Genomic DNA, 25,761 nt, shown 5'->3' on the forward strand with positions numbered 1-25,761 from the left:
TTTATTGGTGGTTTGGATTTTATTTACTGATAGTAATCCTGTTTTGTGCGGCTTTAAATTTAAATGGATAGGCGATTTGTAATGCTTCGAGCATTTTAACAATACTCTCGTTTTCAAAGGTTCCGGAATAGCGATAATCTTTGACTTCCTGATCGGCAATATAAACTTCAATACCATACCAGTTTTGTAGCTTTCCGGCAATTTCAGCCAGGGGTTCATTGTCTATTACCATCCGGTTGCGCACCCATTGTATTTCTTCATATGGATGGTTTTCTTGCTGATGATCCATTGAGGAGACCAGGAATATCTTTTCAAGCGCTGTATTTTTATCCGCAGGGATATTACGATAGGAAAGTTTCTGATCAGGTTTCAGTATAACGGTATATCCAGGGTATTTTTTTGAGGCTACCTGTACACGGCCACGAATTAAAGAAGTTTCTATAATAGCTGATTGAGGATAAGCTTTTACATTAAAGCTTGTTCCCAATACTTTAATATCATTCATCGAAGTATGTACCGTGAAAGGATGTGCAGCATCATGTTTGACTTCAAAAAATGCTTCTCCTTTAAGCCAGATCTCTCTTTGAACAGGAGTAAAATTTCTGGACAGCCTGATTTCGCTGTTTTTATTTAAAGTAATTACAGTACCATCTGTTAATACTACAGTTTTTCTGCTGGCAGAACCAGAAGAAAAAAGTGTTTCAGCTAAAGTATTTACAGACAGGTTATCTTTTGAAGGTAAATAAGCCTGCTGAATAAAGTAAAGAGATACCAGAATAATAACAGCAGCCGCTGTAAGACTCATATATTTATAAAAATTGTTACTTTTTTGATATAAAGTTTTTTCGTGGTTACCTGAACTCAATAAAAGATTTAAAACCTCTTTCTGTTTAAATGCATTTTTCAGGTCTTTGACCTGCTGCAGCCTACTGCCTTGTTTAACAGTCAGGATATTGACTATTTTTTTAGCATTTTCTATATCAACAGCCCTTTCGGGCAAATTATTTATCCAATTTTCCCAAAAAACATGATTTTCCAGACTTGTTCCAAGACAATACTGCTGAAAAGAGTCATTACAAATCAGTTCTTCAATCAAAAAATCGTTCTCCGGCAATTGCATATCCTTCTTTTACCTTATAGACAGAGAAATCTCTTACTTTTCCTAAGAGAATCTGATTTTTTTTATCGGAGAGGTTATTTAAGGATTTTCCGGAGCATTTTTATGGCATCATAAACCGTATTATAGGCAGTTTTTACGGTTTGGGAGGTTCGTTCTGCAATCTGCTCATAACTTAATCCCTCAAAGAATTTGAGCTGAATCAATTCAAACTGTCTTGGGGTAAGCTGGGCGATTGCAACCCGCAATTTATTCTTTATTTCTTCATCCTGCTGTAAGCCAATCATGATCTCTTCGTAAGAAAGCTCATTCATTACCTCGCCATTACCCATTTTATTTACCGCAACATTGGTACGGTCAATATAAGCAAGTTGGTCCAGCATACACCTTCTTAAAGAAGTCATCAGATAAGACTTTACATTTTCGACCGGATTAAGTCTTGCTCTTTTATCCCATAGGTTCAAAAATACCTGATTAACGCAATCTTTGACCAGCTCATCATCAGGGTTAATCTTCAATCCAAAGCGGATCAGATGGAAATACAGATTATTATACAGCCCAAATAATGCGTCCTTATCTCCAAGCCGCATCTGTTCCCAATATTTCTTATCCTGTTCTGTGGGTAGCATAAATCGAATTGAATATAGGCATTTATGGTAACATAAAATCTCAGTGGTTTGAATTTCGCAATTAATGGGTTGAATTATGCAAACACCTGCCCTGCTATCCGGGATACATTTGTGGTACAAAAAAAACATATTATGGAAAATCAGAAAGTATGGTTCGTAACCGGGGCCTCCAAAGGTTTAGGACTTACCTTAATTAAACAATTACTGGACCAGGGACATCAGGTGGCCGCTACCTCCAGAAGCATAGAAGAACTAAACGAAGGCGCAGGTGCAAAACCATCTGAAAATTACTTACCACTTAGCGTTGACCTTCGTTCTGAAGAAAGCGTTGGACAGGCTGTAACAGCTGCAATCAGTCAGTTTGGCCGTATTGATATTGTGGTTAACAATGCAGGTTACGGTCTTGCAGGCAGCCTGGAAGAACTCAGCGATGAAGAAGCAAGAGGAAATTTTGACATCAATGTATTTGGCTCTTTAAATGTAATCCGTAAGGTAATGCCACATTTACGTGCACAGCAGTCCGGACACGTATTCAATATCTCTTCTATCGGCGGTTTTACAGGCTATTTTCCTGGATTTGGAATTTACTGCGCTACAAAATTTGCAGTACAGGGTTTTACAGAAGCATTGGCAGCAGAAGCTAAACCTTTTGGTATCCACGCTACGATTGTTTCACCAGGATATTTCCGTACTAATTTTCTTTCTACGGGTTCTTTAAATGTCCCTAAAAATCAGATTGAAGCGTACCAGGAAGTTCGTGAAGTACAAAATCAGCATCAGAATCTTATTGATGGTAACCAGGCAGGTGACCCTGAAAAAGCAGCGGCTGCAATTATTAAAGTTGCAACAGAAGAAAATCCACCCTTACATTTATTTTTAGGTCAGGATGCTTATGATCTGGCTTATGCAAAAATGGATGCCGTAAAAGGGGATCTTGAAAATCTTAAGGAAATGATCACTTCGACTGGTTTCTGATGGTTTGCCTGATCAGTCTGGCCCTCCCGTCAAATCTTCCTGTTTGGCGGGAGTATCAGATAATCTTTTCATCCAGCCTGTCCCAGCCAGATTTCCTGATCAGATAGTTCAAAAATGGTTCAGTAACCGCTGTCCTTACTTTTTCTATCAGTGTACCACCTAAGAACAATAACACAGCAATTAAAAATAAAGTAATATATACACTGCCTATTTTATAATTAACCGCAGCCGCATTTAAATTATCCGTCAAAAAATCGGCAGATCTTGGATGCTCATGTATTAGATAGATCGCTAATACGGAAGAGGAGAAAAAGGAGATTACTTTGTAATTTATTTTAAGGTTCTTAAAGAAAAAGAAGAAAGAAACAGCCGAAATCAAAACAACAGGGTTATTATAGGAAAATGCTCTCCATGCTATCCCAACTCCTATATATTTCAAACCCATAAAAAACATTCCAAAGATCAAAAGTGAGCAAATCACATACAGACCCAAATAGAATAACTTTCCTTTCTCAAAATTCAGGTAGGTACTAAATGCCTGTCCATAAAAATAAATACAAATAAAGCTGAATAATGAATATCCATTCAGCACCCCCAGAGGTGTAGGATCTAAGGTAAAACCAATGATAAAATTGATCATTGTGAATACACCTAAAATGTATAAAAACTGGAATTTTGATAAATATTTCTTAGCCAGATTTAAAAAAGGACTGAGCAGATATAGAAAGAAATAAGCAGTAATAAACCACCATTGTCCATTGGGAACTGACAGCAACCCATTCAGGATTGAATCAAAAGATAAGGTATCACCCGTAAAGAAATTAAAGATGATATCAATTCCGATACTGTAGGTAATCGCCTGTATTAACAGGCTGAGTATCGTTTTTATCCTGAATTTTATCCCATAATAGCCTGAGATGAATATAAAGCAGTTCACTGTCATGATCAGAAAACTATCAATAAAAAGACCTTGCAATGCATCATTATTGATATGTGTACTTTCTGAGGTATACAATAAATGAAGCCCTCTGCCGCGCATTAAAAAGTGATGGCAAACAATCATAACCATTAAGACTATTCTCAACAATTCAATATTAAGTTCTCTGGGTTGTTTAACCTTAGTATTCATTTTTAGCCGGACCACTATTTTAGAGCGGACTCAAAGGTATTATTTTTAATACCTAATCGTATCAATCTTAAAGAACTGATCTAAATCTGATTAAAAAACAGATCAAACCATTAACAGCAAATTATGTTGTTGAAACATAAACTGGAAAAAACTCTTTTTAAGCATGATCAGTTCTCACCTGCTATTTAATAACAGATTTTATAATTAATGTAAAAATACAATTATGAATACGAATCGCCTTTCAAAAACAATGAGTGATGGATTAAACTCACAAATGACAAAAGAAGCCGCAGCAGCACAGATATATCTTTCTTACGGCGCATGGGCCGATAGTGAGGGCTATGGTGGAATTGCAAATTTCCTTTTCAGGCATGCCAGTGAAGAACGCAATCACATGATGAAGTTTCTGGAATATATTTTAAAACGCGGCGCAAAAGTAAAAGTTGAGGCAATTCCTGCCCCACCCCAGGACCCAACTGATATACAGGATTGTTTTGAAAAAGTATTTCAATCAGAAATTGATAATACAAATGCCATCTATAAACTGGTAAAAATAAGTTTTGACGAAGGCGACTGGGCGACCTGGCATTTCCTGCAATGGTTTGTCAAAGAACAAACTGAGGAAGAAACATTAGCAATGAACTTATTAGATAAAATTAAAATAGCCGGTGGAAAAAATGCAAGTGGCGATGTGTTGTATGAACTGGACAGAGATTTAGAAAAAGCACCGGACGAGGCTTCACTGGCAGAGACAAAAACTGCTGAGAACCCTTAATATTATAAACAAGGTGTCCTGATGCTTAAAACCAGTACACCTTGTTTTTTTATAAAGCATGAAAATTTCACAAAGTATGAAAACTGACTTATTCAGGCAACTTTGCTAAAAAAGCCAATATATCAGTACCGATTTCTTTCACATGAGTTTCCAATGCGAAATGCCCTGTTTTATAAAACTTCACTTTTGCATTTGGGTTATCTTTTTTATAACCTTCTGCACCTGCAGGTAGAAAATAAGGGTCTTCACTACCCCATACGGCTAGTAACTGAGGTTTGTATTTCCTGAAATATGACTGAAAACCGGGATAAAGTGCAACGTTTGTCCTGTAATCTTTTAATAAATCCAGTTGTATGTCCACATTTCCGGGACGATCAAGAAAATGCTGGTCCAGCGTATAAGTTTCAGGAGCGATTAAAGATGGATCACTCACACCTTCAAAGTACTGGAACTGAGTAGTCTTCAAAGCTACAAAATCTTTCAGCGCATCGCGGTTTTCAGCAGATGGATCCTGCCAGTATTTTTGAATAGGATTCCAACCGGTACTTAGTCCCTGCTCATAAGCATTACCATTTTGAGAAATGATGCCCGTTATTTTTTCGGGATTAGCCAGCATTAATCTGAATCCAACAGGTGCGCCATAGTCAAAAACATAAACTGCAAAACGTTTTAAAGCCAGCTCATCAATAAAAGACTGCATGGTTTTGGTCAGGTTATCAAAAGTATACTCAAACTGATCCTGAGGTGGCGCATCCGAATATCCAAAACCTGGCAGATCTGGTGCGATGACATGATATTTCTCACTTAAAACGGGAATAAGATTCCTAAACATAAAAGATGATGTGGGATAACCATGCAGCAGCAAAACTACCGGAGCATCTTTTGGTCCGGCCTCCCGGTAAAATATGTTTAATCCATTTGCTTTAATATAACGATAGTGAACATCTTTAGTTTCCATAATTGTTTTTGTTGAATTAATCCGGTTGAATGACTGACCTGAAAGCTGACTGACGGACAAAAAAATCAATGCTGTCAGTATCAGGTGTAAATAGCTTCTTTTCATTGATCATTTATTTTATTTAGTTACAAATCTGCACGAGCTCTTACAGATTCACAGCTATTTGAATAATAAATCAAAAGTAATGCATACATTTAATCTTTAATAACGATTAATAGAGATATCATTAATCATAATAAATGATTTTATGAACACCAATGACTTTAAAATATTCGAAGCTGTAGCAGCACATGGCAGTTTCACTAAAGCGGCCGGGGCTATGTTTACAGTTCAGTCTAATGTAACTGCCAGAATCAAAAGCCTGGAAGATGAATTTGCCGTATCACTTTTTACCAGAACGTCAAGGAAAGTTGAACTGACTGCTGCAGGAGAGACATTAATGCATTATTTTAAGCAGGTAGGGCATCTGATAGAGGAAGCAAAACGGGAATTATCTCAAAGCAAACAACTCATTGGTCATCTTAAGATTGGCTGTATTGAGACTACACTGGCCTTGAAAGCTCCTGATATGATTAATCAGTTTAATGAAACCTATCCGGAAATTGAACTGGAATTCAGGGCAGATATGTCTGCAAATTTAATCCATGATGTAATTAATTATAAGCTGGATGCGGCTTTTGTAATGGCTCCTGTTTTTATACCCGATCTAGCACAGCAAACGATCAAAGAAGAGCAGCTGGTTATAGTGACCTCCAACAAATACGCTAAGATCAATGATGCAGTACATGATAAAAATGTGAAAATTGTTGTATTTGACCAGGGTTGTAATTACCGGGCAAGATTAGAATCATGGCTTAGTTTTAAAGGCATCGTTAATTATAAAAATATTGTAGTCAATTCTCTGGAAGGAATAATCAATTTTGTAGAGGCCGATCTGGCTATAACGATCTTACCTGCCGACTTAATAGCACAGTATTATCAAAATAGAAAATTAAAAACATTTGCTATAGGTAAAGAGCTGGGAACTTCTACTACCGTTCTTATTTACAGAAAAAACCGTACGCAAGACAAATTACTCAAAGCATTTACAGAAATTTATTCCTGAATTAAACTATCTTTTTAGATCTGGGCAGCATAAAATCCATTTCAGCCGAAAATATCTGCATTCATCAGATTTCCATTTTTAATTTATCATGATGTCCGTTCATTTGATCATTATATAATCAAAATCTGACTATGGAAATCATTCATCATATCAATATCACTATCCATGTAATTGCAGGGACACTAGCATTAATAGCCGGTATAGCTGCTGCACTATTTTATAAAGGAAGTCAAAAGCATATCCGGTTTGGCAAGTATTTTATGTGGATGATTGTCCTGGTTATCCTGACTGGCTTAATAGGTGTATTCGTTTTTAAGCGCAATAACTTTTTGCTGGTGATTACTTTACTTAGCGGCTATAATTGTTTTAGCGGCATCCGTACCATCAGATTAGCAGGTAAAAAACCTCGTCTCATTGACTATGTAATCCCAATCATAGTGATTTTATCAGCTTTATATTATCTGTATTTCATCATTACTTTAGGATTATACTGGCCTGCTGTTATTATTTATTCCACTATAGGGGCATTATTACTGATCACTATATATGATCTTTCCAGAGCATTTCTACCTGTCAGCCTGCTTAAAAAAGCTGTAACGTATGAGCATACTTATAAAATGATCAGTGCTTTAGCAGCCATATCATCAGCTTTTAGCGGAACAGTTCTTCCTCAGTATAAACCTTACAGTCAATTCCTTCCCTCTGTAATTGGTATAACGCTGATCTTCACTATCTTCATGAGAATGACAATTAAACAGCACGCTTCAAAAAGAACTGCTATATTACGCCAGGTAGATTAACATGCACCAAATTATAAAAACCTTACTGATCAGTTTTCTTATTGGATTAGCTTTTGGCAGCTATCTGTATTTTTACTATGATCACAGACCAGTACGAATACTTATTTCTGTGCTTTCCTGTGTAAGTATTGGCTCATTAATGATGCTGGCTATAAATTACAGACATTATTTCACAAATATCACTGCATTACCTGGTTTGAAAGTAGTTATCATCATTGGTTTTCTGATTATAGCAGCTTTAGCAGGTTCTGAATTTACTCTTTTGATCAGCTCAGTTTTGCAGTCTGACCAAAAATATAAATGGTTCAATGGAGGCAGTATTTATATGCTAAATGGTTTGATTGTACTGATCACAGGTATTCCCATTTATGTTAGCGAAGAATGGAAAAACATGCTTCAATCCAGAATATCAAGTCAGCAATACCGCCTTTTACAATTAGAGCAGCAGCAAACCCTTTTCCAGTTAGAGCTTTTAAGAGCAAAAATAAACCCGCATTTTTTGTACAATGTACATAATACCATTGCTGGCCTGATCTCAAAAGATCCGCATAAAGCTGAAGAAATGATTATTCTTTTATCAAAATTCTTCAGGTTCACCTTAAATAAAAATAGTGCAGATTTCCATAGGGTAGCCGATGAAATTGAAATCATTACAACTTATCTCCACATGCAGCATATACGTTATGATCAACGAATGACCTATACTATACAAGCAGATCCGGGAACTTTAAATTTACAGATCGCATCATTTGTTTTGCAGCCTCTTGTCGAAAATGCAGTAAAACATGGTATAGAAACCAGTGCAGCAAATGGCTTTATTGCTATAAAGATCACCTTAAATGATAAAAACATATCCATAAAGATTGCCGATTCAGGTTCGGATTTTTCAGATAAACCAGGTACAGGAATGGGCTTGCAAATGGTGATGAACAAATTACAGTTACTTTATTCAACAGATTTTGAATTAGAGTTTAATAATACCCCCGAAAAATATGTCCGCCTTACTATACCAAAAAGAAATTAAAACCCTGCTGGTTGATGATGAAGACGTAGCAATACACCGTTTAAAAGCAGCGTTATCGGCCCATCAGTGTATAAAAATTATTGGCGAAGCTAAAGATGGAAAAACAGCCGTTGAGTTGATTAATACTCAAAAACCCGACCTTGTCTTTTTAGACATTCAAATGCCGGAATTCAATGGCTTTGAAGTACTCAGTCACCTAACATATATACCATTAGTTGTTTTTGTGACTGCTTATGAAGAATATGCGATCAGGGCTTTTGAAAAGAACTCACTGGATTACCTGCTCAAACCCATAGAAAATGAGCGCCTGGCTTTAACTATAAAAAGAGTAATTGACTATAAAAAAGATGATAGTGATCTGCTGCTGAAGATCAAAAGTTTAGTCAAGGACAATCAGCCGGAAAATGCAATCAGTACTATTCCCGTAAAGTCCGGGAATAAGATCAGCCTGGTTCAGGTTGCCGACATCTGTTTTCTGGAAGCAAAAGATAAGTATGTTTATATACATACCAGAGATGATGAAAAACTGATTGAATATTCACTTACCTATCTTCAGGATCGCCTTCCTGCTCAATTTGTTCGTATCCACAGGGGATTTATTATCAACAAATTAAAGATTCAGGAGATTCATAAATATTTTAAAGGGACTTATGTACTGACCATGAATGATTCAAAAAATTCAAAGATAAAAAGTGCCTATTCTTATTATGAATCAATCAGGGATAAATTACTGATCCCTGATTGATTTAAAATTGCGCTTTTTTTATAATTTAGCCAGCATATTTTAGTTAGAACTTTACTTTAAACCCTCCATTTACAACAAAACCATCAATAGGTGCATATATATCTTTAAAAACAGGATTAGTGATGCTACCTGAATAAATAGGGCCAAACCTGGTTTGCCTGACATCAGTCAGGTTTTCAAAATTGACAAATACTGAAAAACGTTTCCATAATTTTTCTGCCATCAGGCCAGCTGTCCAATAGCTCCTCCCTGTTGTCCCGTCATTTAATCTTTGCTTACTGTAGTAATAAGCTTCCGCACCGATTTTCCATTGGTCTTCGATTTCATACATCAGAACATTATTAAGACGATGTTTTGAAACCAGCGGATAACTCAGACTGCCCGCCCCCATATGCTGATTAACATCTGCGAGTGTATAACCAATAAATAATTTGAAGTCCTCATAAGTCAATTTCAAATTAGTTTCTATTCCCCTGGTATCCAGATTCCCTTTCGGTTGTACATAAGCAAGATCCCCATTGGCTAAAGGAGTAAGCAGGATAGGATTATTGATACGGGTATAAAAGAACATTTGATTGATACTGAAACCCAGCTTATCATCAAATAATGTGGTATGATAATTAATATCATAATTAACTCCATAAGAACGTTCTGCTGTGGTATTTTTCACATCTATAGGAAGCACATTACGGAATTGGATACGTTCTGCATCTTCAGTAAAGATACCAGGAGCCTTATAACCAAGCCCTCCCCCTAAACGGGTTGAAAAATGATCATTAATTTTCAAGAGTGCAGAAATCTTAGGCAAGAAGAAAAAGCCATAATCATTCTGATAATCACCGCGAAGTCCTGATTCAATTTTAATTTTATCCGAGGTATTCCAGGTATGCTGAACAAAAGCGCCAATAGTTGTATAGTCGTAACTTCTTAGTGGGAAATTACTATTTCTATTTTCATTAAAAGAGTCAGTCAACACATTGATGCCACTCACTAACTCTCCTTTATCTCCCTTATAGGTGTAATTTACTTCACTATAAGTAGATAACTGAGCTCCGGAAAACAAATAATCCGGTAACCTGATACTCCGGTTATAATAGCTTATTGAATTGCGGAATATGATTTTTTCTTTAGCATTGAATTGATGATCAAGCTCTACCTGAGTACTGTACCTGCCTGTCTTATTTTCTTCGAAATAAGAATGTGAGGCATCGCCATTTCCTTTAATATATTCCAGATCTCCCCCGATCCGTTTTTCAATGGTTAAATTTAATCCGGCCGAAAGCGTTGTCGCGTCACTGAAATAAATAAATATTTTAGGATTCAGGGTAAAACGGTTAAACTTTGGGATCGCTGTCAACCCTGTACCAGCAGGATCATATGCCGTTCCTTTATTGTAGGCAGCATAAATAGTAGTCCCTATTTTCTTAAACTTCTCTGCATAAAAACTACTGAGATCAAGCCCAAGAGCCGAAGTTCCGTTGACCAGAAAATTAAGCTGACGCTCTGCCGCTGGCTTTTTAGAAACCAGGTTTACAAGTCCTGCGATGGCACCCCCTCCATATAAAGTAGACGAAGACCCCTTAATCACTTCTACCTGCTGAAGATCCAGAGGGGCAATCTGAAGTAAACCCAATCCTCCCGAAAAGCCAGAATACAAAGGAAATCCATCACGGATTACTTGTGTATATTTCCCGTCAAGCCCCTGTATCCGGATACTGGAGTTTCCACTGATGGCAGATGTTTGCTGAGTTTGTATCCCTGTACTTTCTGCAAGCATCATACGAATATCTCCAAGGTTTCATATTTCCCTTTTCATCCAGCTCTTCTCCTGTAATGACTTCTACGCGTGTAGGAATATTGGAAATTGTCCTTGTACCCCTGGTAGCTGAGATAAAGACTTCTTCAAGTTCTTTCTTTGCCGTTTCCAGCAGGATCACTGCTGGAGTGGTTTGAATCAAAGGAAAATTTACAGTATCAGTTCTGTGCTCAAAACCAGCATAACTGAATTGTAAAAGCTGTTTACCGGCAGATATATTTTTTAATGTAAAAAGCCCGGTGCTATCTGATACTGAAATCTTATCAGTACCCAGAATTTTCAAAGTTGCACCTGCAAGGACCTGATTTGTTTTTGCGTCTTTAATGATCGCCTTATAACTATTTTGGGCATAAGCAGCAACTGTAAAAAACAGCATAGCCAAAACCACAGAAATTTTCTTCATGACGTAATGGAATTAAGTTATCACAATAAATACCAACCTGTTGAGGTTGAAAAAATAGGATTAACTTAATTGAGGTGGCTGCCAGATAGGAATGAGTATCTGCGGCAATTCGGCAGATAGATAAATTCCATTTTGCACAATAGGTCTGATGGTGACTGCCGCACTTATAAATAATTTGAATTTTGTGACAGTAAACCCGGTACACCGTCCGCAAACATAGAATGGCGAACAATCTTTACAACAATCATTGTCTTTTTCGGGACATTGGTGATTATCCTTCTGTGCTTTATGCGTATATGTATCTCTTGCCTCTACCACGCAGCATGGCATTACAGTAAGTGTCAGGACAATGACAGTCAAAAGAAGCACAAAGAATTTCACGGTGTAAAAGTATCGATTTTGTTCTTTTGATCAGAATTTCCTGCTATAAAAATGTTCATGCTCCATGAGCATCCCTTTTGCTTTACGGTCAGCCTCCAGTCCTCTTAATTCTACTCTTCTGATCTTTCCACTGATAGTTTTCGGCAACTCAGTCACAAATTCAATAATGCGCGGCATTTTATAAGGAGAAAGCTTATCCCGGCAATAGCAAAACAGTTGATCAGCCAGAACTTCATCTGGATGATAAGCCACATTCAAGACTACAAATGCTTTGACTTCTAAACCTTTGAGCAGATGAGGACTACCGATTACGGCAGATTCCAGTACTGCCCCATGCTCCAGCAAGACACTTTCTACTTCAAAAGGGCCAATACGATAATCAGAAGATTTGATGACATCATCATCGCGTCCTACAAACCAGATATATCCATCTTCATCCTGATAAGCTTTATCGCCTGTATAATACAATCCATGCTTAAAGACCTCTTTCTTCTTTTCAGGATCTTCAAAATAATCCCGGAAAATACCATTAGGTTTACCCGTATCCATTCTGACACAGATATTACCTTCTTCTGCTATGGGCTGCTCTATCCCATTCTGATCAGCAATAATCACATCATACAGAAAAGTCGGTTTACCCATGGAGCCAAGTTTAACCTCATCACCGGCCAGGTTCGCTACCAGACAAGTGCTTTCTGTCTGTCCAAAACCATCACGTATCAATATACCGGTACCCTTTTTCCAGGTTTCAATCACCTCAGGGTTTAAAGGTTCTCCGGCTGCAACACATTCCCTTAAATTAAATTGATAAGATTTCAGATCTTCCTGAATCAGCATACGCAAAACAGTAGGCGGGGCACAAAAAGTACTGATTTTATGCTTTTCTATCAGTATCAGTGTTTCTTTAGCATTAAAGCGTCCTGTTTGATGAAATGCAAAGATTGAAGCGCCGACATTCCATGGAGCAAAAAAACTGCTCCATGCAAATTTTGCCCAGCCCGGCTGTGAGATGTTATAATGAATATCTTCTTGTCTTAATCCTATCCATGAACTTGTGGTCAGATGACCAAAAGGGTAACTCAAATGCGTATGTACCGCTATTTTAGGCAGACCAGTAGTTCCGGAAGTAAAAAACAGAAACAGGGAATCATCTGCCCTTGTAACTGCACCAGCCGCCCTGTCATCTTCCTTTTTAATATCTTCAGGTGTATACCAGCCTTCTCTTTTTCCTTCAGCAATGATTTTAACTGCAATATTTTTCCCGCAAAGGCGCTCTGCTTCTTCGATCTTAAAAGCATTATCTGCATCGGCAATAACTACTTCCGGCATTAGTTTTTTAAACCGGTAGACCATATCCGGAACACCCAGAATATTGGCCGCAGGTATCATTCTGAAGCCTCCTTTAATTGTAGCCAGTAAACTAAACCAGTTTAATGGCTGCAAAGACATTTGCGTCAGGATCACACTATTTTGCTGAACCCCTTTATTTCTGAGAAAATTCAGCAGCTGATTTGTTTGCCTGCTGATTTGAAGAAACGTAAAATTATGAACGGTATTTCCGTCCGTCCATAATAATGCATTTGCATCAGGTGTTTCTTTCACATGAATCCCCTCAAAAATATCGGTTGCCCAATTGAAAAACTCCGGCTTTATGATTTGAAGATTTCTTAGTTCTTCAAATTTCTGTTCTGCTATCAATTCGCGTATTGCTCTGAATGTCCTTTCCATATACAGAAACTAATTTAGCATTAACAAAGCTTAAAACGGCATGATCTTTTTCATTTGAGGCAACATTGTCTGCTATTGCCCAGAGGCTCATCTTCTCTCATTAAACACACCTAATTCGGCGATTTCAACAGTTGAACCCGTATTCTCTATCTGAATTCTTACTTTATCACCATAGACAGTATCAAAACGGTGAATTTTAATTTTATGCTCATTTTCTCCAGAGAAAATTGTCTTCCATACACCATCCAATCGATACTCCAGTTTATATTTTTTGATGGTTACCGGAGATTTATCGGCAATTACAATCGTATTAAAAGCTTTCTCTCTTCTGAATTCAATTTCATACCAGGGTTTTTCAACTCTTGGATTAACTCTCCAGGTAGTGGCAAAGTTATCATCATTTGCAAAATCCATAATATTCATATCATCGCTCCAACTGCCATCCGAAGGTTGGTTCTTAGCCAGATTAGGAGAAATTATGGGTGCATCTGCCGGTGGCAATTTCTGAGTAGCACCTTCATTTTTCCATGCCTTTCCTATTTCCTTTAATGCGGCCAATGCATTATCATCAATTAACCCATCACGGTTAGGGGCAACATTCAGAATAAAATTGCAATAAGCACTATTGAATGGAATGATGTTCTCGTTTACCATTTTAAGCGGATCTTTTACCGCTGTAGTTGGAAAAGAGGTCTTCCAGAACCAGTTTTTCTGTAGTGGAAGGCAAGAAAGAGCTGGCAATTGATTAGTTTCTTTTGAAATATGCTGACCTGCACCTTGTTCATATGATTTGATATCCGTATAATAAAGTGCTTCTGCAGGATATTTAGCTGCATTCAAATCCATGACCAAACAATTTGGCTGAATGGATTTTATCAAAGTATAAATTTCTTCAAATGGAACATCATCATAAGATATTCTTGACCAGGGGGCATCCCATCCGTCAATAATCAAGGCATTTATTTCTCCGTAATTAGTTAATAATTCGGTCAGTTGTGCCTTGATCATTTTTATATGTCCGGGCGTAATCAGGTTTGGTCTTAATTTATGATGCGTATCCAGAATAGAATAATACAACATCACTTTTAGTCCGTTTTTTCTGAAAGCATTGACATATTCTTTAACTACATCTCTTTTCAGCGGACTATTCATGACGTTATAGTCTGTAGTTTTGGTATCCCAGATTGCAAAGCCACTATGATGTTTAGTGGTTAAACAACCATAAGTCATATTTGCAGATTTTGCCGCCTTTGCCCATTGCTCACAATCCAGTTTCTTAGGATTAAAGATCGCTGGTGAAGCATCAGGATCAGGCCAGTCCTCATCTGTATAAGTTGGAATATTATAATGGATAAACATACCAAAACGCAGGTCAACAAAATCTTGTTGTAACCTGGCCAGGTCTTTTCCATTTTGCGGGGATTTACTTTGTCCCCACGAAAATACGGGGATAAAAATGAACAGGAGAACAGCGGTTAAAAACTGGTTAGGTTTTTTCATAGTTTATTTGGTTGTGGTTAAGGTCACCTGTTTGAATTAAACAGATTGGGTAGCTAAATCATTAAAGCTAATTATTTTACCCAACCTGTCAAATTGATCACGGGATTATTACGTGCCACAATCCTTGTATACAACCTGCCGTATTTTTTTAACAGCAGCTATACCAAATTTTTACTGTTTTTCTGCAACCAGGTAATCCCAGCTTGCCTTAGTCAACTCTGCAATAATTGCATCGGTTGTCTTTTCATCTTCTTTAGTCATCGAAACAAATACACTAACTGCAAAATGTTTCCCATCTGGCAATGTCACAATACCTATATCATTTGTAGCAGCTGTTAAACCTGATTTATTCATCCCAGAATTCCCTGTTTTATGCGCTGCTATCGTACCAGCAGGTAACAGGCCCTTAATTTTACCTGTGCCTGTAGATGTTTCGGTCATCACTTTCCATAGAAACTGGTGTGATGTTTCAGAAAGTATCTTTTTACTGTAGAACAATTTCAATAATTGCGTAGCGGCTTCTGCTGTAGTCCAGTTTGTAAATTGCACCTGTTCATTCTGATGCATCTGATCTTCTGTAGCAGTAATAGCCACCTGTTTTATACCCAGACTATGAATATACTGGTTAACCTTTGCCGGCCCGCCCATCAGTCTGAACAGGATATCGCATCCATTGTTATCACTCTGGGAAACTGTATAGCTTAGAATTTCAGCCAAAGGAATTTCAACCTGCCCCTCTGGATACTTATCTCTTAAAGGACTCCAGGTATTAGGTAACAGATCACTCTTTTTAACCAGGATCTTTTGATCTAACTGAAACTTACCTTTATCAACCTGGTTTAAAATTGCCAGAGCAAGGTGGAATTTATACACACTTTGCATGGGCAAATGTTTATTACCATTTACAGTCAGTGTATCTCCGGTTTGCAAATCTATTAATGAAAACCCTATTGTTGCAGCATGTGCACTTACAATGGTCTGAAGCCTTTTCCTCAAATCATTTTTTTGTGCAAAGCCATTCACTGAAAAAGTCAGTAAAAAAACACCGCAAATCATCTTTTTTATTGTAAAAAATCCTTTCATAAGATTATGATAACGAATAATTAGCATTTAGTGTACAATTTTCTCAATAATTTTATCCGATAAACCTGACCATTAATCTTCTTTTTATTCATCACTGATTTTTAGACCCCAGGCAAGAATAAATTTCCTGCAGCATTAAATGAGCAAATAAAATGTACGAAAATTAAAAAAAAAGCTAAGTCACCACTTTTAAATAAAATATCTCTTATATTGCCTTTTAGGAAACATCATTAACCCCTTCCTATGAAAATTATTCTACCTATAGCTAATTTACAACGGGCAATTCTTGTCTTGATACACCTTAGCTCCACGCTGAAGTTTATCAAAAATTAAGACTGGATTATACATCTACCGGGCTATGGAAAGTAAAGACAATGTTAAACACAGAAATAAGGAACAGACCAAAAGAAAACTTCTTCAGGCCGTGGGCGAAATTATTATTGAAAAAGGCTATTCAGGATTAGGAGTTAACAAAATCGCAAATAAAGCAGGCGTGGATAAAAAACTTATTTACCGCTATTTTGGAGATGGAAATATTCTGATAGAAACCTATATCCTGGAAAAAGATTACTGGCTTGGTCTGGCTGATAAACTACAGGAATTCAACAATATTGAAACCCCGGATAAAGCTAAAGAAATCATATCGGCCATATTAGAACGCCAGTTTACTTTTTTCTACGATGAGGAGGCTATGCAAAAATTGATTTTAGAAGAATTGACTTCTAAAAGCTCCATGATGGCCAGTATTTGCAATATCAGGGGAAATATAGGTGCAAGTTTACTCAAGCACACTGATCCTCATTTCAAAGACTCTGAGGTGAACTTCAGAGCAGTAAGTGCTTTACTCGTATCCGGCATTTACTACCTGGTATTACAAGCTAAACTTAATGGCGGTACCATTTGCGGGATAGACATTAATGACCCTTCAGGAAGGCAGGAAATTACGAAAACTATTCGTCATATTATTGAATGGGCTTATGAAAATCCCGTAAGTAAAAACAAAAAGAACACTAAAGGAAACTAAAAACATTTTTTTTAATAAATGCTGGAAATACAATGAAATATGAACTGCAGGAATTCAAGTCGATGGTTGATGCCTTACATGAAAGTGATGGATTTGAAACCTGGATGATTGAGCAGCGTTACCCTATTGAAAATATGGCTATCGAAGCAGGACGTATCTGTCAGAAATTTAAAGACGTCAGTTTGCAGAAAGATGCTGTATTGTTCACCAAATACTTTCATCAGCATCAGCATGCGCTTGTGGATATGGCAGATCAGGTCTATGCCTTCTTAAAGAAATACGGCAATGATGATCATGAACAGGAAGATGTTGATGATGAAGGGGAATTATCTGTACAACGACTTTATAACGCCTTAGTCAGCATACTTCAATTTATGCAGACACAGCTAAAGATTTTTTTTAAGACAGACGGAAAAGTTCCACGCAGTTTTATTGAGCAGCATCAGTATCAAGAAGATCAAAATCATATTTTTATAGAAAAAGTATTGTTAGAGAGAGGTATAAACTCTACCATTGTTACTCACCTGATTACTGTTTTGAGATTTGAAGATCAACAGCCAAATGAGGAGATATCTTTTGCTATATATACTTATGTCCATAGGGTTCAAAAAGAATTACTGGTATATCTCCAGGGACGGGATGATGAGACCAATAACTATAGAATTCTTAAATTACTAACTACTTTAAATCTGAATAGTATTGGAATTTACGAGCATTATCATGGCGTAATCAATGATAGTCAGTTACCTCATTTTAAAATTCCTGGTTTTCAGAAACCAACAGATCCCATTAAAATGTCATTACTGCTATTCATCATCACTGAGATCAATTCTTTACATGCTTTGAAATTAATTGCCAAAGAATTGTACCCTTTAGAGAACTAAAAACCTTTTAAATCCCTCCATGAGCCAGCCGCCGCTCCCCATCAGAAAGAAGTCCGGAATACTTTCTTAACCACCACATGAATTAGAGCTTCAATACCCACTGGTATGTCTTCTGCTGTTATATCCGTTAGCTTAAAAAAATTTTAAACAGGTCTTCAAAATCAGTATCTTGATAAAGTATTAAAAGGTATTTGATTAAGAAAACCGACGATGAATAAATATATAAAGTATACGCTCATATTTATTTCAATTACAGGGTTTGCAGCTTGCATAAATGCAGACCGCATAAGAGCACTATTTAATGCACAATTGGATGTTTTTAAGAAAAATGAGACTTATAATGTAGTACAATCCGATACGCATAAAGCGCTTAAAAAATGGATTAATGAAGATCTTGAGGGTGTGCATATCCTTAAAAAGTGCAATTGGAAATTAGATGATGCTGTCTTTTTTAATAGTAAAAAGGACAGATGTTATCTGCTGCTCCTGATTCAGGATAAGAATAAAAAAGCAGAACTGGATTATGCTTATTTAATGTATGGCGCATTGGAACATGATCAGTGGGTAATTTACTTTACAGGTTTACCCACAATGGTCTTTCACAGGGAGAAAGCTGACAATGATCAGTATAAACCTATTTCTATGGCAAACCTTTCCCTGTTAAGCAGAGATAAAATCCTCAAACATTATTATAAGGCAAACAGACATATCAACGATGAATATGTAAATAAGGCCTATAACACCGAGTTAAAAAAGAAACAGGAACTGTTTCTCCAGAAAAAACATTAGCCATATTTATTTCTTACAAATCGGCCTTCAATTCATTCACAAACATCATCTTACCTTAATAGAATATTTTGTTTTCCTTAAAGAAACAATTTATTAAGATAATTCGTCATCAGCCTTTATATAATTAAAAAACATAGAAATCCAGGCCCGGAAAGCTATCAGCCATCACTAAAACCCGGATAGATCAGCAGAAAAAATGAATAATAATTAACTTATAAAAAATATTCACCGGATCCGACTGTTTTGTTTTATACATTTTCTTGTACAACAGCTTTTTTAGTGGTTAAGGTAGCCCCCGCACTGGCAATAATTACACAGCCAACTGCCAGCCACTGAGAAAAAGTGAGTACTTCATGTAAAAGTACCAGGCCATTTAAAGCTGCAATAGCAGGTTCCAGACTCATTAAGATACTAAAGGTACGTGCAGGCATTTGCCTTAATGCATTTATCTCAAGTGTAAAAGGAATAGCGCTGGATAAAAGTGCCAGTGCCAGCCCGAACAGAAGCATCATAGGTGTTAAATGGGTTAATCCTCCACTACTGATCCCAAATGGTGCAACCACCAATGCAGCAAACAGCATCCCTACGGTAACAGCATCACCCCCATTCATAATCTTAGAGATTTTTCCACCCATCACAATATAACCTGCCCAGAACCCTCCTGCAGTCAAGGCCAGTAAAACACCGACTAAATCAATCCCTTTATCAGTCCAGGGCGCAATCAATGCAATTCCTATCCCCGCCAGCAAAATCCATAAATAATCTGTGATACGCTTAGATCCAAATATGGCAACGATTAGAGGCCCTACAAATTCAAGTGTAACCCCTAAACCCAGAGGTATCCTTTCAATGGCCATATAAAAAATCAGGTTCATCAGCCCCAGGCTTACTCCATAAGGAATAACAGCCTTCCATTGTGCAGGAGTTAGCTTTTTTAAATTTGTCCGGTTAACAGCCATCAGAATTATTGCCGACAATCCTATCCGGATTAAAGCTGTGCTTTGCGCACCTAAAACAGGAAACAAACCTTTTGCAATTGCAGCTCCGCACTGCACACTGACAATAGATAAAAGAACGGCGGGTATTGGTGGTATATTAAAAGACTTATTGTTATTCATTTTCACCGCAAAGCTAGCGATTAAAATATTTATCCGGCAACAGATAGACAAGAACTATCCGGGATCTATAAGTGCTTTATGTTGAAAGGGTGTTGGAAGGGTACCTTACCCTTCCAACACCCTTTCAACATAAAGCACAATACGCTTGTAACACGTCCTATGAAAGGACGTATCCTGTAATTAACTATTCAGCAATTACATAAGGTCTGTCTTGTTTTTCTACCTTTTTACGGTAAGCCCAATAAAATACAATCGGGAATATAAACAGGTTAAATATGGTATCAGAGATTAATCCCCCGATCACTACTGTAGCCAGTGGTTTAGAGGTTTCTGAACCAATACCAGTTGACATTGCCGCTGGCAATAATCCAATGGCCGCCATCATAGCCGTCATCACTACAGGACGGATACGAGATTCTACACCGATCCTCAAGGCATCAATAAATGTCCATTCAGGATGATTATGACGCATTTCTTTGATATTTGATTTGAACTTGGTAATCAGGATTACTCCATTCTGCACACAGATACCAAATAAAGCTATAAATCCGATTCCAGAAGAAATACTAAAGTTAATACCCGTTAGCAATAAGGCAAATATCCCACCCACGATAGCAAATGGTACGTTATTTAAAACAAGCAATGAATCTTTGATCGTACCGAACAAGATAAACAGGATGAAGAAAATAAGCAGGATACTGATAGGTACAACCTGAGTTAAACGCGTAGTGGCACGCTGCTGATTCTCAAAATCCCCGGCCCATTCCATTGTATAGCCTTTAGGAAGTTTAACCTGCGCATTCACTTTGTCTTGCGCCTCTTTGATTGTACTACCCATATCACGACCACGCACAGAGAACTTAATTGCGCCATATCTTTTATGTTTATCGCGGTAAATCATACTTGGTCCAACCAGTTTTTTGATTTCTGCAATTTCACGAAGCGGAACTTTGTTACCTGATATAGTTGGTACACGCAAATCGCCTATGGCTACTGCATTATTTCTGAAACTCTCAGGATATCTGATTCTAAGGTCAAACTTACGCTCGCCCTCATAAATTTGAGTAGCAGCCTTTCCACCAATAGCAGTTTCAATTACCGCATTCGCATCTGCAGTAGTTACTCCGTAAAGTGCCATTTTCTCCTGGTTCAGATTAATCTGTAATTCTGGCTGTCCCAGATTACGCATAATACCAAGATCTTCTACCCCTTTTACGCCTTTCATAATCTGGAAGATCTTTTCTTCTTTGCCTTCTATAAATTTAAAGTCGTCACCAAATAGCTTGATAACAATAGATCCTTTAACCCCTGACACGGCTTCTTCCACATTATCAGATATAGGCTGAGAAAAGTTAAGGTCAATACCCGGATAGAAAGCTAGTTTTTGCTGCATCCGTTCAATTAAATGCGCTTTACTTTCTTTCTTCTTCCACTGGTCCTGCGGATACAGGTCCACATGGAATTCTATATTATAAAAACCTGTTGCATCCGTTCCATCATCCGGGCGGCCTGTCTGAGAAATCACCTGTTTAACCTCAGGAAAACTTCTGAAGGTTTTACGCATATCATTAGCCAGTTTCACAGATTCACCCAGCGAAGTACTTAAAGGGCCGGTTGCACGTACATAAATAGACCCTTCGTTAAGTTGTGGTAAAAATTCTGTTCCTAAAAATCTAAAACAGAAAAAGCTGATGGCCAATATAATGATAGCAATTGGGAAAGCTATTTTACGCCCTTTAAAACAAAAGTTGAAAAGCTTCATAGAATTGCGGGTAATCCACTCTACGAAAAAGTTGTGTTTTTCACGTACATTCTTTCTTAACAATACACTCGCCATTACCGGAACCAGTGTAAAGGTTAAAATCAAAGCGCCTAATAAAGCAAAACCCAGTGTCCATGCCAGCGGAGAAAACATTTTCCCTTCTACTTTTTCAAAACTGAAAATCGGTAACAAACCAACAATAATAATCAGTTTGGCAAAAAATATCCCTTTACCATTAATCAGACAAGCTTCTTTGATCATTCCAAGCTTACTCAGCTTATTGAATTTCTCCATGCCCTCTTTTTTAGCCCGATGGTCAAGGACGACAAAAATCCCTTCCATCATCACGACCGCCCCATCTATGATAATACCAAAGTCAATCGCCCCCATCGAGAGTAAATTCGCTGACATTCCTTTTAACTTCAAACAGATAAAAGCAAAGAGCAGGGCTAATGGGATCACTACAGCCACAATGATTGTAGTTCGCCAGTCTGCCATAAATAAGAAGACAATAACAGTTACAAATACAATTCCTTCTGCCATATTGTGCAGCACGGTATGCGTAGCAAAATCTACCAGGTCTTCACGGTCATAAAAGGTATCTATTTTCACCCCATCCGGTAAAATAGTACTATTTAATTCATTGATTTTAACCTTCAGGTTTTTAATAACGTCACTTGTATTTTCCCCTTTACGCATCACTACAATTCCTTCGACCACATCCGGGTCTCCGTCACGGCCAACCTGTCCTAAAGCCGGAAGTCTTGATTCTGTAACTTCCGCAATGTTTTTCACATAGATCGGAGTTCCCTTGACATTATCAACGATAATGTTTTTGATCTCACTGATATTGTTAAGCAAACCAATACCACGTACTACATAGGCCTGTCCGCTTTGCTCGATGACATCACCCCCTACGTTAATATTACTTTTAGATACCGCATCATAAACCTGCAGGGCCGATACACCATATTGTACAGCCTTTTCAGGATCAATAGTAATCTGGTAAGCTTTAGTAGCCCCACCAAAGCTGTTGACATCAGCTACTCCGGGTACAGAACGTATTTCACGTTCAACTACCCATTCTTCTAAGGTTTTAAGTTCACGTACCGATTTTTTATTGCTGCTTAACGTATACCTGAAAATCTCACCTGTAGGTCCGTAAGGCGGTGAAACATCAGGTTTGGCACCATCAGGTAAATCGGCATCACCAATATGGTTATTGATCTGCAAACGTGCAAAAGAATAATCCACATCATCTTCGAAAGTTACTTTAACAACCGAAAGACCAAAAAGAGAAGAAGAACGTATGGTCGTTTTTTTCTCGGTTGGGTTCATAGCAATCTCCAGTGGCCGGGTAACAAATTTCTCGACCTCTTCTGCACTTCTGCCGGGCCATTGGGTAATAATGGTAACAGATGTATTGGTTACATCCGGAAATGCATCTATAGCGATGCTTTTAAAGCTGAAATACCCACCAATCAGCAGTAAAAATGTCATAAAGAAAATGAAGAACTTATTCTTTAGAGCAAATGCAAGTACTGTTTTAATTACTTTATTCATTGCGTTGAATTTATACGAAGGGATAAAAGGTCAATTATTTTTTCAGAGATTCGTACAGAAACAATTGTCTGGACGCGATAATCTGATCACCTGGTTTTAAGCCTGCACTGATATAAGCACGGTCCTCGAAACGTTTGCTGATGGTAATCGGCTGTATATGTACTTTCGCTTTTCCATCTCTGACAATTACATAATTGCGGTCATTATCCAAAACAATAGCGCGTGTATTGATAACTGGTAGATCCTGATCAGATTTTGCACTCACAACGACATTGGCAAACATCTGTGGTTTTAATAAATTACCAGGGTTTTCGATTTTAACCCTGGCCCGCATCACTTTCATATCCGGATCAATCATATTGTAAACCTTATCTATATGACCTGTAAAAACTTTGCCCGGATAAGCCAGTGTGGTAATTTTAACCGGATAACCTGTTTTCACGCTCGTAATGTCAGACTCATAAATATTAACCAATATATAGACCGAGGATAAATCTGCAATGGTAAACAGACTCTGACTATTGTCAGCACGTATCTGCATATTGTTTGTAATGTTCTTTTCTACAATATACCCGCTGATTGGCGCTTTAATGACATAACCACGGTTAGTGCTATGGTTAATAGACATCACCGAACTTGCCCTGTTATGCTCTGCCAGTGCTTTTTCATAATCTGACTTTGCCTGTTCCAGATCTTTACCTGAAGCCAGTCCGCTTTTATACATATCCTGAGTGGATTGCAGTATTCTTTTAGTGTTGCGCAAATCGGCATCCGAACTGATCATATCTTTCGAGAAACCGGCAACTTCCATACTTCTCATCGTAGCCAGTGTCTGACCTTTAGAAACAATATCGCCCAGTAAAATATGGACATCTTCAGTGACGCCGCTTACCATCGGATAAATCTTAGCCATTTTATTTTCATCAGGTGCAATAGAACCTGTTAAAGTAATTTCTGATAGGGAGCCGGCCTCTTTCACCGTGTCTATCAACAGACTGTTTAACAGCGTATCTGTCACTTTGAATTTAGTATCCAGCGGTTTTTCATCAGCCTGACGTGTGCAGCCTGGAAATAGTAATGCAGAAGTACCCAAAGCAGCTGCAATAGTTAATAATTTATATTTGTACATAGGAATATTATTATTGATTGAAAAATTGAGTACCAGTGATATAGTTTAATTGTTCCAGTGAACTGATCCTGTTTAGCTGAAGATTATTGAGCTGGATCGTATTGGTTTTATAGGAGTCATAAAAATCCAGGAATTCAAGCAAACTGATATTGTGCTTTTGATAGTTCCTGAAGACTTCTTCAATTAAATGATTAAAATCTGTCTTAAACTTAGGATCAAAACTATTGTACAATTTTTCCAGCCTGTCTGCACTTTGATAACTATTGTCAAGATCACTCTGTATCTGTTCTTCCTGTTGTGTCAGGGCCAGCTTATTTTCATCTATAGCAATTTTTGCCTGTCTGATATTTCCCTGGTTACGGTTAAACAGCGGCAAAGGAATACTAATTCCTAATCCGGTATAATGTTTAATATAACTACCCTGTTTATCATAAGTAACAGACATGGTGATATCCGGCACCACCATTGCTTTCTGCAATCTTAAATTCACATTACTATATTCAATTGCTGAATGTGCTACCTTTAAGTCGTAACGATTATTATAGGCCGAATCAAGAAGGTTTTTGTAAGTTACCTGCTGCAATGCATCTTTACCATCCAGGTTAAATTCTAACTGGGGCACAATATATTTTTTAGCGTCGGTACGGATCAATAACTTAAATTCACTTTGCACATCGTCAATTCCGTCTTTCAAATCATTTAATTCTGATTGCAGCGTATATAACTGAGACTGGATACGAAGTACTTCCTTTAATGCGATATTCTCTTTAGCGTATTGCTGCTGGAAACCGATTAATGTTTTAGACAGGGAATTAATCTCCTTAGCATATACTTTAGCTGACTGTTCCTGAAAATAGATCTTATAAAAATCTGTTCTTAAGGTATATTTCAGTGTACGCAGTAAATCGAAGAACTGATATTCTGCCTGCTGAACACCTAGTTTAGCTAATTGTATATTTTTATTCCGCTTCCCTGCTGTCTGGAAAAGCTGGGATATGTTAGCAGATTGCTGACCACCGTCTTTACTGATGTCCAGAAACTTTTTAGAATCAGGATTATATAATCCATTTTCAAATCCAATTTGCGGGTTATCAAATAACCGGGCCGTAATGACCTGTGCTTTCGCATTATCAATATTATATTTACTGGCAATAAGGCTCAGGTTGTTTTTGATAAAAAGATCTTCAGCCTGTTTTATCGTTATACTTAAAGTATCACGCGGAATGTCATGTCCATCATCCCTTCCATAAGAGGAATCTATATTTGCAAATAAACATAGAGACACTAGAAATGCGGGTAGCAAAAATTTAGATTGCATAGCTTT

General features: G+C 37.5%; 22 protein-coding genes. 9 read left to right on the top strand and 13 right to left on the bottom strand.

Going from position 1 to position 25,761, the window contains the following annotated elements; all coding sequences use genetic code 11:
• Positions 1–19 precede the first annotated feature (19 nt).
• Complete coding sequence (locus HDE68_RS22930) at positions 20–1,120, bottom strand: FecR family protein (RefSeq protein ID WP_183884568.1); 1,101 nt, start codon at positions 1,118–1,120, stop codon at positions 20–22.
• Between the two features lie 74 nt (positions 1,121–1,194).
• Entirely contained in the window at positions 1,195–1,746 is a 552-nt protein-coding gene (locus HDE68_RS22935) for an RNA polymerase sigma factor (RefSeq protein WP_183884569.1), read from the bottom strand.
• A 132-nt stretch (positions 1,747–1,878) separates the two neighbouring features.
• Here HDE68_RS22935 and HDE68_RS22940 point away from each other — a divergent pair, with 132 nt between their 5' ends.
• Positions 1,879–2,721 (top strand): SDR family NAD(P)-dependent oxidoreductase, encoded by an 843-nt coding sequence (locus HDE68_RS22940; protein ID WP_183884570.1) that lies wholly within the window; start codon positions 1,879–1,881, stop codon positions 2,719–2,721.
• Positions 2,722–2,776: 55 nt separating this feature from the next.
• Here the strand turns inward: HDE68_RS22940 and HDE68_RS22945 are convergent, their stop codons facing one another.
• Positions 2,777–3,850, bottom strand: coding sequence for an acyltransferase family protein (locus tag HDE68_RS22945; protein ID WP_183884571.1), 1,074 nt, complete (start codon positions 3,848–3,850; stop codon positions 2,777–2,779).
• 223 nt (positions 3,851–4,073) lie between these two features.
• Between HDE68_RS22945 and HDE68_RS22950 the strand changes: the two genes are divergently transcribed.
• Positions 4,074–4,625 (top strand): ferritin, encoded by a 552-nt coding sequence (locus tag HDE68_RS22950; RefSeq protein ID WP_183884572.1) that lies wholly within the window; start codon positions 4,074–4,076, stop codon positions 4,623–4,625.
• An 88-nt stretch (positions 4,626–4,713) separates the two neighbouring features.
• On the opposite strand, the gene HDE68_RS22955 is transcribed toward HDE68_RS22950, so the two are convergent.
• Entirely contained in the window at positions 4,714–5,688 is a 975-nt protein-coding gene (locus tag HDE68_RS22955) for an alpha/beta fold hydrolase (protein WP_183884573.1), read from the bottom strand.
• A 142-nt stretch (positions 5,689–5,830) separates the two neighbouring features.
• Between HDE68_RS22955 and HDE68_RS22960 the strand changes: the two genes are divergently transcribed.
• From HDE68_RS22960 to HDE68_RS22975, 4 genes are all read left to right on the top strand, one after another.
• Positions 5,831–6,688, top strand: a complete 858-nt coding sequence (locus tag HDE68_RS22960; protein ID WP_183884574.1) for a LysR family transcriptional regulator — start codon at positions 5,831–5,833, stop codon at positions 6,686–6,688.
• A gap of 131 nt (positions 6,689–6,819) precedes the next feature.
• The gene (locus HDE68_RS22965; protein ID WP_183884575.1) at positions 6,820–7,488 is read left to right on the top strand and encodes a hypothetical protein; all 669 of its coding nucleotides are present in this window, start codon (positions 6,820–6,822) and stop codon (positions 7,486–7,488) included.
• A gap of 1 nt (position 7,489) precedes the next feature.
• Positions 7,490–8,512 (top strand): sensor histidine kinase, encoded by a 1,023-nt coding sequence (locus tag HDE68_RS22970; protein ID WP_183884576.1) that lies wholly within the window; start codon positions 7,490–7,492, stop codon positions 8,510–8,512.
• Entirely contained in the window at positions 8,481–9,257 is a 777-nt protein-coding gene (locus tag HDE68_RS22975) for a LytR/AlgR family response regulator transcription factor (RefSeq protein ID WP_183884577.1), read from the top strand. Before HDE68_RS22970 ends, HDE68_RS22975 begins: the two co-directional genes overlap by 32 nt.
• Before the next feature lie 43 nt (positions 9,258–9,300).
• On the opposite strand, the gene HDE68_RS22980 is transcribed toward HDE68_RS22975, so the two are convergent.
• From HDE68_RS22980 to bla, 5 genes are all read right to left on the bottom strand, one after another.
• The gene (locus tag HDE68_RS22980) at positions 9,301–11,037 is read right to left on the bottom strand and encodes a TonB-dependent receptor plug domain-containing protein (protein WP_260171845.1); all 1,737 of its coding nucleotides are present in this window, start codon (positions 11,035–11,037) and stop codon (positions 9,301–9,303) included.
• Positions 10,952–11,476 carry a carboxypeptidase-like regulatory domain-containing protein gene (locus tag HDE68_RS26595; RefSeq protein ID WP_260171846.1) on the bottom strand — a complete coding sequence of 175 codons (525 nt, stop codon included), beginning with the start codon at positions 11,474–11,476 and terminating at the stop codon, positions 10,952–10,954. The genes HDE68_RS22980 and HDE68_RS26595 overlap by 86 nt, the downstream gene beginning before the upstream one ends.
• A gap of 411 nt (positions 11,477–11,887) precedes the next feature.
• Positions 11,888–13,585 carry an AMP-binding protein gene (locus tag HDE68_RS22985; protein WP_183884578.1) on the bottom strand — a complete coding sequence of 566 codons (1,698 nt, stop codon included), beginning with the start codon at positions 13,583–13,585 and terminating at the stop codon, positions 11,888–11,890.
• A gap of 87 nt (positions 13,586–13,672) precedes the next feature.
• A complete protein-coding gene (locus HDE68_RS22990; RefSeq protein WP_183884579.1) occupies positions 13,673–15,085 on the bottom strand; it encodes an alpha-L-fucosidase in 1,413 nt (470 codons plus the stop codon).
• Between the two features lie 171 nt (positions 15,086–15,256).
• Complete coding sequence (gene bla / locus HDE68_RS22995; protein WP_411267962.1) at positions 15,257–16,141, bottom strand: class A beta-lactamase, subclass A2; 885 nt, start codon at positions 16,139–16,141, stop codon at positions 15,257–15,259.
• 385 nt (positions 16,142–16,526) lie between these two features.
• On the opposite strand from bla, the gene HDE68_RS23000 reads away from it, so the two are divergent.
• The 3 genes from HDE68_RS23000 (at position 16,527) to HDE68_RS23010 (ending at position 18,865) form a co-directional block, all read left to right on the top strand.
• Positions 16,527–17,192 carry a TetR/AcrR family transcriptional regulator gene (locus HDE68_RS23000; protein WP_183884581.1) on the top strand — a complete coding sequence of 222 codons (666 nt, stop codon included), beginning with the start codon at positions 16,527–16,529 and terminating at the stop codon, positions 17,190–17,192.
• A 32-nt stretch (positions 17,193–17,224) separates the two neighbouring features.
• Positions 17,225–18,076 carry a hypothetical protein gene (locus HDE68_RS23005; protein WP_183884582.1) on the top strand — a complete coding sequence of 284 codons (852 nt, stop codon included), beginning with the start codon at positions 17,225–17,227 and terminating at the stop codon, positions 18,074–18,076.
• Positions 18,077–18,286: 210 nt separating this feature from the next.
• Positions 18,287–18,865 carry a hypothetical protein gene (locus HDE68_RS23010; RefSeq protein WP_183884583.1) on the top strand — a complete coding sequence of 193 codons (579 nt, stop codon included), beginning with the start codon at positions 18,287–18,289 and terminating at the stop codon, positions 18,863–18,865.
• Positions 18,866–19,113: 248 nt separating this feature from the next.
• On the opposite strand, the gene HDE68_RS23015 is transcribed toward HDE68_RS23010, so the two are convergent.
• From HDE68_RS23015 to HDE68_RS23030, 4 genes are all read right to left on the bottom strand, one after another.
• The gene (locus tag HDE68_RS23015; RefSeq protein ID WP_183884584.1) at positions 19,114–19,983 is read right to left on the bottom strand and encodes an EamA family transporter; all 870 of its coding nucleotides are present in this window, start codon (positions 19,981–19,983) and stop codon (positions 19,114–19,116) included.
• Positions 19,984–20,167: 184 nt separating this feature from the next.
• Positions 20,168–23,308: an efflux RND transporter permease subunit gene (locus tag HDE68_RS23020; RefSeq protein ID WP_183884585.1), complete on the bottom strand. Its 3,141-nt coding sequence runs from the start codon at positions 23,306–23,308 to the stop codon at positions 20,168–20,170.
• A 34-nt stretch (positions 23,309–23,342) separates the two neighbouring features.
• Positions 23,343–24,437 (bottom strand): efflux RND transporter periplasmic adaptor subunit, encoded by a 1,095-nt coding sequence (locus HDE68_RS23025; RefSeq protein ID WP_183884586.1) that lies wholly within the window; start codon positions 24,435–24,437, stop codon positions 23,343–23,345.
• Between the two features lie 10 nt (positions 24,438–24,447).
• The gene (locus tag HDE68_RS23030) at positions 24,448–25,755 is read right to left on the bottom strand and encodes a TolC family protein (protein ID WP_183884587.1); all 1,308 of its coding nucleotides are present in this window, start codon (positions 25,753–25,755) and stop codon (positions 24,448–24,450) included.
• Between the last annotated feature and the right edge of the window lie 6 nt (positions 25,756–25,761).

The organism is Pedobacter cryoconitis (genome assembly GCF_014200605.1).
Classification (GTDB): domain Bacteria; phylum Bacteroidota; class Bacteroidia; order Sphingobacteriales; family Sphingobacteriaceae; genus Pedobacter; species Pedobacter cryoconitis_B.